The sequence below is a fragment of the Mesorhizobium loti genome (assembly GCA_014189435.1).
Lineage (GTDB): Bacteria > Pseudomonadota > Alphaproteobacteria > Rhizobiales > Rhizobiaceae > Mesorhizobium > Mesorhizobium loti_G.
Genome location: CP050293.1, coordinates 5,517,302 through 5,529,589 on the forward strand (window position 1 = coordinate 5,517,302; position 12,288 = coordinate 5,529,589).

9 protein-coding genes and 1 pseudogene are annotated in these 12,288 nt (G+C 63.0%); 4 read left to right on the top strand and 6 right to left on the bottom strand.

Annotated elements, in window-relative coordinates; translation table 11 throughout:
• Positions 1-102 precede the first annotated feature (102 nt).
• The 4 genes from HB777_26410 (at position 103) to HB777_26425 (ending at position 4,389) form a co-directional block, all read left to right on the top strand.
• Positions 103-2,010, top strand: a complete 1,908-nt coding sequence (locus HB777_26410; protein QND67110.1) for a propionyl-CoA synthetase — start codon at positions 103-105, stop codon at positions 2,008-2,010.
• Between the two features lie 137 nt (positions 2,011-2,147).
• Positions 2,148-3,230 (top strand): acyltransferase, encoded by a 1,083-nt coding sequence (locus HB777_26415; protein QND67111.1) that lies wholly within the window; start codon positions 2,148-2,150, stop codon positions 3,228-3,230.
• 83 nt (positions 3,231-3,313) lie between these two features.
• Entirely contained in the window at positions 3,314-3,943 is a 630-nt protein-coding gene (locus HB777_26420; GenBank protein ID QND68909.1) for a GntR family transcriptional regulator, read from the top strand.
• Complete coding sequence (locus HB777_26425) at positions 3,937-4,389, top strand: OsmC family peroxiredoxin (GenBank protein ID QND68910.1); 453 nt, start codon at positions 3,937-3,939, stop codon at positions 4,387-4,389. Before HB777_26420 ends, HB777_26425 begins: the two co-directional genes overlap by 7 nt.
• A gap of 40 nt (positions 4,390-4,429) precedes the next feature.
• Here the strand turns inward: HB777_26425 and HB777_26430 are convergent, their stop codons facing one another.
• The 6 genes and pseudogenes from HB777_26430 to HB777_26455 all read right to left on the bottom strand — a co-directional run bounded on the left by HB777_26430 (position 4,430) and on the right by HB777_26455 (position 12,122).
• Positions 4,430-6,817, bottom strand: a complete 2,388-nt coding sequence (locus HB777_26430) for a polysaccharide biosynthesis tyrosine autokinase (GenBank protein QND67112.1) — start codon at positions 6,815-6,817, stop codon at positions 4,430-4,432.
• Between the two features lie 236 nt (positions 6,818-7,053).
• Positions 7,054-7,950, bottom strand: coding sequence for a UTP--glucose-1-phosphate uridylyltransferase (locus HB777_26435; protein ID QND67113.1), 897 nt, complete (start codon positions 7,948-7,950; stop codon positions 7,054-7,056).
• A 74-nt stretch (positions 7,951-8,024) separates the two neighbouring features.
• Positions 8,025-8,975: a glycosyltransferase family 2 protein gene (locus tag HB777_26440; protein ID QND67114.1), complete on the bottom strand. Its 951-nt coding sequence runs from the start codon at positions 8,973-8,975 to the stop codon at positions 8,025-8,027.
• On the bottom strand, positions 8,965-9,915 hold the full coding sequence (locus HB777_26445; GenBank protein ID QND67115.1) for a glycosyltransferase family 2 protein: 951 nt from the start codon (positions 9,913-9,915) through the stop codon (positions 8,965-8,967). Before HB777_26445 ends, HB777_26440 begins: the two co-directional genes overlap by 11 nt.
• Positions 9,915-10,909 (bottom strand): annotated as a pseudogene (locus tag HB777_26450) (glycosyltransferase family 2 protein). Before HB777_26450 ends, HB777_26445 begins: the two are co-directional and overlap by 1 nt.
• Before the next feature lie 40 nt (positions 10,910-10,949).
• Positions 10,950-12,122 (bottom strand): glycosyltransferase family 4 protein, encoded by a 1,173-nt coding sequence (locus tag HB777_26455; GenBank protein QND67116.1) that lies wholly within the window; start codon positions 12,120-12,122, stop codon positions 10,950-10,952.
• Positions 12,123-12,288: the final 166 nt, after the last annotated feature.

The window sequence follows — 12,288 nt, forward strand, 5'->3', positions numbered from 1 at the left end:
CCAAGCGCCCAGTCGATGTCGTCAGCACAATGGCGGGCATTTGCGGCCAAGGTTAGAGCGCGCTATCTGGAGGGAAGAAAATCATTCCTGGGGAGGATACGGATGGCTTCACGCTATCATGAGGTTTATGACGGCTGGAAACGCGACCCGGAACAATTCTGGGCGGACGCGGCCGGCGCCATCGACTGGTTTTCGCCCTGGGACAAGGTGTTCGATGCCACGGCCGGCGTCTATGGCCGCTGGTTTACCAATGCCACCTGCAACACCTGCTACAATGCCATTGACCGCCATGTCGCGGGCGGACGCGCCGACCAGATCGCGCTGATCCACGACAGCGCGATTACCGGCACTATCAAGAAATTCACCTATGCCGAACTCAAGCGCGAGGTGGTTGCACTCACCTCGGTGCTGAAGAACCGCGGCATTCGCAAGGGCGACCGCGTTATCATCTATATGCCGATGGTGGCCGAGGCGGCCATCGCCATGCTGGCCTGCGCCCGCATCGGCGCCGTGCATTCGGTGGTCTTCGGCGGCTTTGCCTCGCATGAACTTGCCACCCGCATCGACGACGCCAAGCCGAAGCTGATCATTTCGGCATCCTGCGGCCTCGAGCCGGGTCGCGTCGTCGCCTACAAGCCGCTGCTCGACAAGGCGATCGAGATCTCCCGCCACAAGCCGGACGCTTGCCTGATCTTGCAGCGCGACCAGCTGCGCTGCGAGTTGAAGGAGCATTTCGACATCGACTACGCCGATGCCGTCGCCCGCGAACGGGCAGCCGGCGCCAATGTCGACTGCGTGCCGGTGCTTGCCACCGACCCGCTCTATATCATCTACACATCGGGCACGACCGGCCAGCCCAAGGGCATCGTGCGCGACAATGGCGGCCACATGGTCGCGCTGAAGTGGACGATGGAAAACGAGTTCGGCGTCAAGCCGGGCGAGGTGTTCTGGGCGGCATCCGATGTCGGCTGGGTGGTCGGCCATTCCTACATCGTCTACGGGCCGCTGCTGCATGGCTGCACGAGCATCCTGTTCGAGGGCAAGCCCGTCGGCACGCCGGACGCCGGCACCTACTGGCGGGTGATATCGGAGCACGGTGTCGTAGCATTGTTCACCGCACCGACCGCGTTCCGCGCCATCAAGGGGCAGGATCCGAAGGGCGAGTTCATTGCCAAACACGACCTCTCGAAATTCCGCACGCTGTTCCTTGCCGGCGAGCGCGCCGACCCGGAAACCATCAAATGGGCGGAGCAGAAGCTTGATGTGCCGGTGGTCGACCATTGGTGGCAGACCGAGACCGGCTCGCCGATGACGATCAATCCCGCCGGCCTTGGCCTGCTGCCGGTGAAATACGGCTCGCCCGGCGTGCCGATGCCAGGCTACGACATCCGCGTGCTCGACGATGCAGGCCACGAAGTGCCGCGCGGCACGCTGGGCAATGTGGTGGTCAAGCTGCCGCTGCCGGCCGGCTGCCTGCCGACGCTGTGGAACGCCGATCAACGGTTCCGCCAAGCCTATCTCGAAGAGTTCCCCGGCTACTACAAGACGGCGGATGCCGGCATGGTCGACGAGGACGGCTATCTCTACGTCATGGCCCGCACCGACGACATCATCAATGTCGCCGGCCACCGGCTGTCGACCGGCGCCATGGAGGAGGTGCTTTCCGCCCATCCCGATGTCGCCGAATGCGCGGTCATCGGCATTGCCGACGCCATGAAGGGGCAGGTTCCGCTTGGTTTCGTGGTGCTGAATGCGGGTGTGACGCGCGATATCGGCCTGATCGAGAACGAAGTGGTCGGCCTGGTGCGCGAACGCATCGGCCCGGTCGCCGCCTTCAAGACGGTGGTGACGATCAAGCGCCTGCCAAAGACGCGCTCCGGCAAGATCCTGCGCGGCACCATGCAGAAGATCGCCGACAAGGAAGAATGGACCATGCCGGCGACGATCGACGACCCAGTCATCCTCGACGAGATCACCATGGCCCTGAAGGAGCGCGGCATCGGACTTTGAGCCACTGAAGGGTGGGTTGCGGACGACCCGTTGCCTGTCTGCGTTGGGCGCCTTTTCGATCGGCAAGCAATACTTTTATTGTGCAACGCAGCAATGCACCCTACAGTGCTTTGCGGGGGGCCATCGACAAAGGTCGCATGGCTCAGCAGAAGATTACATTTGGCGGCGTCGACATCCTGCGGTTTCTCGCCGCCGTCATGGTCATGGTCTACCACTATGGCTTCTGGGTGTGGGCGTATCCGGACGGTGTTTCGGCGCGCGCCACGGGTGGCGTTCCCCCGCAACCGGCAATAGGCGCCTGGGTCGAATCCGGCTGGGTCGGCGTGCAGATCTTCTTCGTCATCAGTGGCTTCGTCATCGCCTTCAGCGCCGAAAGGTCGACGCCCCTGCGGTTTTTTGAGGCGAGAGTAAAACGGCTGGCACCGGCGGTCTGGATCTGCGCACCGGTCACGGCGGTGGTGCTGCTGCTTGTCGGCCTCAGCTGGCCGACGGACGCCGTCATCCGGCTCGTCCGCACCGGCCTGTTCGCCCCTTACGCGCCATGGGTGGACAGCGTCTACTGGACGCTCGGCATCGAGATCGCCTTCTATGCCGTCGTCTGGGCCCTGCTCAGACTTGGCCGCTTCCATCAGATGGAAATGGTGGCCATCGCCATCGGCCTGGTCAGCACGCTGTTCTGGTGCCTGTATTACCCGCTCGGCTGGGCTGATCTTGCCGAAACACGTACGCTCGACCTGCTTCTGGTGCATCACGGTGTTTTCTTCGCGACCGGCGTCATGCTGTGGCTGATGCGCTTCAAGGCGGTGACGGCAGCTCGCCTTGCCTTTTGCGCCCTGTTCCTGGGCGGCGGCGTGCTGCAGATCGCTAGTTCGGTCGACGTCCACATCCTGAAGGTCGGGCGGGAGATGCCGTTCGCGCCGCCGATCCTCATCTTCATCATCGGCATCGCTTTGATGGCATGGTCGCTGCGGCTCGACCTATCCTGGAGCGGCTGGCGCCGGATAGGCCTGATGACCTACCCGCTCTACCTGCTGCACGATGTCGTCGGCGCAGCCCTGCTCGGCGCCCTGGTCCGCGCCGGACTGCCGCATCTGGTCTCGATGGTGGTCGTCGGTGCGACGATGATCGCGGCAAGTTGGCTGGTGGCGACCGAGGCCGAGCCACGCATCCGGCGGCTGCTCGACCACACCGTTTTCCGTTATCGGCTCAAGGCCGCGTAGCCGCCATTGTCCGCTTGAGCGAATGCCGCGATCCGGCTGATTAAGGCTTGACCAATTCCAAGGAAGCCTATTACTTTGGATCCATGGATCCAAAGTCGATTTTCAGCGAGCTGCAGGACGAGATCGAGTCCGGTGAATTGGCACCGGGCTCCGTTCTCAAGCAGGAATTGATAGCCGAGCGTTTCGGGGTCAGCCGCCAGCCGGTGCGGCAGGCCCTGGACCAGTTGCTCGGGAGCGGCTTGGTCGTGCGGCGTCGCGATCGAAGCCTGGCGGTAGCGGTCCTCTCAGAACGGGAGGCTACTGAACTTTGCGAACTTCGGGCTATTCTAGAGATCGCAGCCTTGGAGCAGTCGTTGCCGGAGCTTCAGCCTTCCACCTTGCATAGGGCTGAGAGGCTCAACGACGAGCTGTTCGCGGAGTACGATCCGTCGCGGATTCTTGAGCTCGACCAACAGTTTCACCTCACGCTGTACAGCGGTAGCACGAACACTCGATTGCTTAAGACCATCGGAGACCTCCGACGAGAATCCCGGCGGTCGACCCTTCACCAAGAGCGTGGCGCCCAGCAGCGCATTGATTTTTTCGAGGAACACGCGGCGATCGTTCTCGCTTGTGCGAGCCGTGATTTCGACGCCGCGGCGCAGCATCTTCGCCGCCACATCGCTCAAACGACTGCAAGACTTCTTTCCATGCCGACAAAGGATCCATCATGAAAATGACCGTCGAGGTTCATTGGGAGCGCGAAGGAGCGGTCTTCACCGACAAGCGCTACAGCCGCGCACACATTTGGCGCTTTGACGGCGGCCAGGTCGTGCCGGCGTCGGCTTCGCCGCATATCGTTCCGCTTCCTTACTCCGTGGAAGCCAACGTCGATCCGGAGGAGGCCTACATCGCGGCGATTTCCAGCTGTCACATGCTGACCTTTCTCTCGCTCGCGGCGCCCAGGCGGATCGTCGTCGAGAGCTATACCGACAAGGCGACGGGCGTGATGGAGAAGGTCGACGGAAAATTGATCGTCAGCCGCGTTGAGCTCAATCCGACCATCGTCTACGCCGGGGAGCAGCCAACCGCGGCAACGCAAGCGGAACTGCACCACTTGGCGCATGAACAGTGCTTCATCGCAAATTCCGTCAAGACGGAAATCCAGGTAGCCGCTTGACCCTCCCATCGCCTCTTGGACAACACAACCAGGGTTCGGCCTAAACCGGAGCCTTGCCGCGCACTTCCGACTTTTCCAGATAGTAGCTCGAATATTTGTCGAAGAACTTTTCCGAGCCGCCGAACGATCCGTATTTGGCCAGCTTTTTCAGTTCGACCTTGTTCAGCACCGCGCCGACGATCTTGTTGGCGACATAGGGTTCGGATTCCAGCATCGACCTGACCATCGCGCGCGGCGTGCGCCCCCATTCGGTGACCAGCACAAAACCATCGACCAGCGGCGCGAAGGCCTTGGCGTCGACCACCGGTCCGAGCGGCGGCAGATCGACGACGATGTATTCGAACGTCTCCTTGGCGTTCTCGATGAAGCGCCGCATGCCGGCCGAGGAGAGAAGTTCGCTGGTATGCGAGAAATGACCGCGCAGCACCGCCGGGATGATCGCCAGCTTCGTCTGCCGGTCGATCTTGCCGACGGACTGCCAGGTCTGGCCGTTGACCACCGCTTCCATCAAGCCTTGCTCGGCTTCCATGCCAAGCCCTCGGCTGAGGCCGGGATTGCGCAGATCGCCGTCGATCAGCAGCGTCTTGGCGCCGTTAGCGGCAAGCAGGCCGGCGAGATTGGCCGCGACCGTCGACTTGCCCTCGCCGGGAAGCACCGAGATGACGCCGATGACGCGGCTGCCTTGCCCTTCCAGGACGACGTCGAAGGCAATCTTGGCGCTGCGCAGCGTTTCGGAGAACATCGACGCAGGCGAATCGATGCTGACCCGCATGCGCGCCCGTTTTTCCGCGGCCGACAGCGATTTGGCGGTCTTGGCATCCACCTGGGTCTCACCAGGCTTTTCTTCCTTGCTGAGCTTGCCGCCGATCGCCGGCAAATAGCCGAGGAATTTCAGGCCGACGCGGTCGCGCACATCCTCGCCGGTCCTGAAGAACCGTTCGTTGAACTCGTTGAGGCCGCCGAAGCCGGCGCCCATCAGCATGCCGAGAACCAGCGAAAGTCCAAGCACGACGATCGTGCGCGGGCTTGACGCGGCCATCGGCATCGAAGCGTCGGAGATGATGCGGATCTTGCCGACCGGGAAGGATTGCTGCTGTGCGGCTTCCTCGTAGCGGCCGAGGAATGTCTGATAGAGCGTGGTGAGCGCCGTCGCCTGCTGATCGAGTTCACGCAGCTTGACTTGCGTCTGATTGTCGACGGAACTCTTGCCTTGTGCGGCCGCGACATTGGCCCTGAGCGCGGTCTCGCGCGCCAGCGCCACCTCATATTCGTTGCGATAGCTTTCGGTCAGTTGCTTCAGTTCGCCGAAAATCTGTGTCGATATGTCGGCCTTCTCCTTGGCAAGCGCCACCGCCTGCGGATGCTCGGGGCCGAAATTCGCCTCGACATCCTGCAGCCGCTTGGCCACCGTGAGATAGCGGGTCTTGAGCGCGGCGATGACCGAGCTGCTCGGCTGGTCGCTTGATATGGCGGCATCGTTGAAAGCGTTGTCGGAGCCGCTGTCGACGATCGCCTTGTATTGCTGGTAGCGGGCGCTGGCGCGTGCGGTGTCGGCCTGCGCCACGATGAGCTGGGCATTGAGATCGGAAAGCTGCTTGTCGCTCATCAGCTGGCCGTCGCTGTTGGCAGCGAGCCCATGCTCGGCCCTGAATTTCTCGACCGCGAGCGAAGCTACCTGGGAGCTCTGACGCAGTTCGGTCAGCCGGCCCTGCAGCCAGACCGCCGCCCGCTCGGTGGCGTCGAAGCTGGCATCGAGCTGATCGGCGAGATAGGCATCGGCATAGGCCTTGGTGATGGCGTTTGCCAGGGCCGGATCCGTGGCCTGATAGCCAAGCGCGATGACGTAGCTTCGGCCGATGCGCTCCGCCCGCACCTCGTTCTGCAGCTTGAGGATCGCGTAGTCGCGACGCGACGTGGCGATCAGCGCGTCGCGGGCGGCCGGGTCGAGCTTGCTGAAGTCAGCACCACCCGGCATGGAGGAGCTAGGCCGAACATACTGGATCACGCTCCGGACCAGGCCGACGCCCTTCGCCAGAGCCGATACGGGTGGATTCATGAAGGCATCGTTCTGGTCGAGCTTCAGCTTGTCGACGACCACGGCGGCAAGCCGCGTCGAGGTCAGGATCTCGATCTGGCTCAGGATGGCGGAATCGGTCTGCATGGTTGTCGACGCCGCCGAGATATCATCGACGATCTTGTTCAAGCCTTCGTCGATCAGCACGCTCGCGACCGACTGATATTTGGGCGGTGTTGTCTGCAGATAGAGCAGGCCCAGAAAGAGACCGATGACAGCACACACGGCAACCACCTTGGCCTGCCGTGCGGCCATGCCAAGCAGCCGCTCGATATCGATGAAGTCTTCGCCGTCTCCTGCATCCGAATTCGGCAATGGCATCCTCTTGTCGAGAGGAAAGTTGGCATAATTCATCTTCGGTCCAATTCTAGAGCCGGTCCCATTCCGATGGATCGCAATGGGCTCTATCTCACTGTTTGAGCACGATCTTTTCCGGAAACCGGGACCCACTTTCCGGGATCATGCTTTGGCTTGCAGACGCCTCGAAGATCGGGAGCATCGCCAGAAGCGGCGCAAGCGTCGTGCCAGACGCCGAGGGCCTGCCGGCCCCTCTTCGCCAGCCATCCGACAATGCTCCCGAAAGATGGGCATTATGCGGCTTCTTCCTGGCGTTCATGCGACCGGACGAACTCCTGAAGCATCTCGAAAACCGGGCCCTTCATGTCGTCGCGCGCCAGCGCGAAGGCGATGTTGGCCTGGATGAACCCTTCCTTGGAACCGCAGTCGAACATGCGACCCTTGAAAGGCTGGGCGAAGAAAGGCTGATCCTTCGACAGACGGACCATGGCGTCCGTCAGCTGGATCTCGTTGCCGGCGCCGCGCTGCTGATTGCCCAGGAGCGCGAAGATCTCGGGCTGCAGGATGTAGCGGCCGTTGATGTAGAAGTTCGACGGCGCATTGGCCGGCGCCGGCTTTTCGACCATGGCCGTCACCTCGAAACCGCCGCCGATCTCGGCGCCACGGCCAACGATGCCGTATTTGTTGGTCTCGCTCGGTTCACAACGCTCGACGGCGATGACGTTGCCGCCAGTGCGCTCATAGAGGTCGACGGTTTCTGCGAGGCATCCGCGCCCACCGAAGGACACCATGTCCGGCAGCAGCAAGGCGAAGGGCTCGTTGCCGATGACCTCGCGCGCGCACCAGACGGCGTGGCCGAGACCCTGCGGCGACTGCTGGCGGATGAAGCTGGTGGCGCCGGCCACAGGCAGCATGCTTTCGAGCGCCTCCAGCTGGGTCTTCTTGCCGGTCTGCTCCAGGGTGCCGATCAGTTCCGGATGGAGGTCGAAATAGTCCTCGATCACCGCCTTGTTGCGACCGGTCACGAACACGATGTGCTCGATGCCCGCCTCGAAGGCCTCGTCCACCGCATATTGCACGACAGGCCTGTCGACCACGGGAAGCATTTCCTTCGGCATCGACTTGGTCGCCGGCAGGAACCGTGTTCCAAGCCCCGCCACCGGTATCACGGCCTTCCTGATTTTCTTCATCGCAAATTCCTTCTGAGGAGATCGACTTCAGTTCCTTCACAGGCCACGAAAAATCCCTCCATGTGCCTGCATCTTCACCTCCCCACCCCAACGGCAAACTGTGCCGCCATTCTTCGCAACCGCACGGCGATCGGCATGCCCATATGCCTGACCGCCGCTGGGTCGCTGAGCGCTGTCCGGATCGCCTTGAGCGGGGACCGCGCCTTGATGTGCTGAACCATCGACAGGAACGATGCGGCCTTGCGCAGGCTGCGGCCGCGCCGGGCAAACGCGGCTTGCGCGGCCTCGTCCATCTGATGGTTTTGAGCGAACTCGGCATCGACCTGGCTCATCGCTTCGACGTGGTGAAGCTCGAGCACGCGCGAAATGGAGTCGCTGCGGATATGATAGGCATAGCCGATGTCAGGCTCGACCACGCATTTGCCGCCCTTTGCCAAGGCTTCGGCAAACAGGATGTAGTCTTCGCCGATCCTCAGCTTCTCATCATAGCGAAGCGCGTTCTCGTTCAGGAACTCGCGCTGAAAAATGGGCTTGAGATAGCCGAGATTGAACTTCGATTCGAAGACGACGTTGCCGGCGATGTAGCTGGCCAGTGAAATTTCGCGCAAATCCTCCAGATAGCGCCGAGGGAACATCGCGTCCTCAACGACGCCGTCCTCGCGGATGACCTGCAAATTGTCGATGGCGATCTGGGCACCGGCCGTTTCGGCGCGTGCGATCATCGTGGCGAGCCTATCTGGAAAGACCGCGTCGTCGGAATCGAGAACCGCGATCCATCTGCCGCGTGCGGCGTCGAGGCCGGCATTCCTGGCGCCGCCAGGGCCGCGATTGCTGGCCAGGGCGACGACGCGGACGATATCCCCGGGATAGGCCCGCGCCACGTCGAGCGTCGCATCGCGCGACTTGTCGTCGACGACGATGATTTCGACGCTGACACCCTTCTGGGCGATGGCGCTGGCGATCGCCCGGTCGAGGGTCGCCTCGGCGTTGTAGGCGGCAATCACGAAGGAGACGTCAGGCTGCACGCTTGCCTCCGTCCTGTGGCGAGGGCTGGCCGTAAAGGCGGATTTCGCGGATGCCGACGAGGCCGCTGACGACGCCGACATGCATGATGCCGCGCAGCACGCTGCGGTTCCTGCGAACCGGACTGACAACGACCGGAAGTGCCGAGGCGAAGCAATAGATGGCCTTTGCCGACGCCAGGCCGACCTGCTTGACCAGGCCGACGCCGCTGGCGCTGCTGCCCAGAAGATGGCCATGCGTCTGCCCGACGCGGAAGCGGCGGCGGCCGAGCCAGTCGAATGCCGCCCTCGAGCGCGGCACCACCTCATCGACCCAGGCCTCGGGCGAGAAGGCAATGCGGCCGCCGGCCTTGTGCATCTGGTCGAAGAATTCGGTGTCCTCGCCGCCGGTCTGGCCACGCGCCAGGCTGAAGCGGCGGCCGCGCAGGCTGTCCGATCCCATCCGCAGCAGAACGTTGCAGGTGTAGCCGGTCTGGATCTCACCGCGCACCCAGACGGGCAAGGTCGAATGGAAATCGCCGCGCCGCATCCAGTCCGGCGCATCCGGGCGGTAACGCGCCCTGACCGGGCCGAGCACGGCGGCGGCACCGCTGGCTTCTGCCATCGCGACCAGTTCGGCGAGCCATGACGGCGTGGCCGTCTCGTCGTCGTCGATGAAGGCGACGAAATCCGCAATGCTGGCGTCGAGGCAGGCATTGCGGGCGATCGAGATGTTGCGCGCCGGGGCATGCTGATAGTGGATCGGCAGCGTCAATTCCTGCGACAGCGCCATCACCAGATCGCGAGCGGTCGGGGTGTCGTCATTGTCGGCGACGATGATGCGGATATCGAATCCCGCCGGCATCTCCATGGCGTCGAGCGAGCGCAGCGTGTCGGCCAGTTCCGGCCGGCGGAACGTGCAGACGCCGATATCGATGCTGAGGTTCTTGGCCGACACCGCCATCACGCCACCCCGCGCCGCGACCCGAGGCCGAGAAGCTGCAGCCAGAAGCCGACCGACCAGCCAAGATGCATGACCATGGCCGAGACACCGGCAAGCGCGATGTCGGCATTGCGCTGGCGGATGGCTGTCCACAGGCCATAACCCAGACACACCGACGCCCACAGCAGCAGCGGCACCGCCGCCAGCCAGTGCACGAAAGAGAAGGCCGCCAGCAGCACGACCGGAAACACCAGCAGCGGCACCATCTGCCGGACCTTCGGGATGACGCGGTGCTTCAGCACGTTCTTGGCGCGGCCGCGGCCATAGCCGAGATACTGGAAATAGAGGCCGCTGAGCGAGGCGCGCGGATAGTAGACCATCTGCGTCTTGCCGCTCATCCAGATCTTGTAGCCGGCCTTGCGAAGGCGGTAATCGAGCTCCGCGTCCTCGTTGTGGCTGAACGTCTCGTCATAACCGCCGACAGAACCGAAGGCCGATATCCGCATCAGCGCATGATGGCCGTGGTCAATCCACTCTCCCCCGAAAGATGCCGATGCTTCGAGCCGCCGGTGCCGAGCTTGGAATTCTGCGCCGCGGCGGCCGCCTTCTGCACGGTACCGCTGCCGCTGGTCAGCATCGAAACGACAACCGAATCCGCGCCCGTGGCCAAGGCCTCCTCGACCAGCCGGTCGCAATAATCGTCGGGATAGCCGCCATGCGCGTCGATGCGGATGAGATAGTCGGCACCCTCGCCGAAGGTGCCGACAGCGAGATTGATCGCCGCGCTCTGGATGCGCCGCTTGTTGTGAAGCAGGATGACGCGCGGATCCTTGGTGATGACGTCCTCGACGATGGCCAGCGTGCCGTCGGTGCTGCCGCCGTCGGCAACGATGATCCTTGCGCCAAGCCGATCGGCCGCGGGGCGCAGTTGAGCGAGCAGCGCACCGATATGGGCGGCTTCGTTCAGGCACGGAATAACGATCAGGCTGGATGAGGGTTTTTCAGTCTGCGTCATCAACCTCTGTCCATCTTGCCACTGTCCATCTCTGGCCATCCTATGCCAACGCCTCGGCGGCAAAGGAGCCGGGCATGGCGGTCAGGCTGCGCAGCCGCTCGACAAGCGCCCGGCAATCGCTGCGATCGTAGCTCCAGGTCCTCGGGTTGCGGGCCAGAACACGCCCCTTCAGCCTGGCGAAGCGATGCTCCTCCATCTTGCCGAGCGCGGCTTCGAGCGCCTCGCGTGACGCATCGGGCAACAGCACGCCTATATCCTGCTGTTTGAGGAACCGCCCGGTCTCGGTGTTGCCCATCGAGATCGGCACCGCACCGAAACGACAGCCTTCGTACAGCCGGTTTGGCAAAAGCCATTCGGAGTTCTGCCCCGCCTCGAAGAAATCGATCGCCCAGGAAAAATGGACGTCGTTGTAGATCGCCGCCATGTCTTCCGGATTGCGATAAGGTCCGCCAAACGACAGCCATGGCTCGGCTTCGACAAAGCCGTGAAAGTCAGGGAATTCCGACAGGGCTGGACGGCCGCGCAGCACGATCTCGAAGCGCCCCTCCATGCGGCGGGAGAAATCGGCCAGAAGCTCGAGCGAACGGCGGCAGCGCAGCGCGCCGAACCAGCCGATCCGCCACGGCGGGCCGACCGGACTCTCTACCCTCTCGGAGGCGCCGGGCAAAATCGCCGCGGCCTCGAAATACTTGTTCTCGACCAGCTCGATGGGTGCCGCGACCTGGCGGAACGGCTCGAAGTAATTGGCGATGAAAGCAGGCGAACTGGTCACCAGCAGCTTCACGTCCCTGGCCAGAAAGCGTTCGGTGGCGCGCAGCGCCCTGCCCAGGAGATCGTTGCGCAGCACGAGGCGATGAATGTCGAGGCACTCGTATACGATTGGAACCGATGCACCGAAGGCCGATCTGGCGCGGCGGGTGAGCGCCAGCATTTCCAGGTTGCGCGCGATGATGAGATCGGGCCTTGGCATGGCGCCAAGCTTCGAGCCTATCGATAGAGCAGCCTTGGCGACCGCCGCGAGGCGTTGGCCGAATCGCCCGTCACGCGTCGCGCCGAGGTCGATCGGCCGCAATCCCTCGACATCCGCGATCGGATTCGTGGTGCGACGGAAGCCGGCCAGGGTGACCTGGGCCCCACCTGCCCTGAGCATCGTGATCCGCCGGCGCACGGCCGGGTCGGAAACGTCGTGCACAAGGTACAAGACATGCAGCATACAAACTCGACCGCTGTTGGCCCACCCACGGGAATGCTAGTACAGCTCTTGCTGCATCGCAACATTTTTGCTGCACCGATCGACGTTTTCTGTTGCACTGCAAAATTATTGCCGTAGTTTGTGGTTGGCGGCGGTCGTGGATTTTCGAGCTCGGAAATCCGCGTAA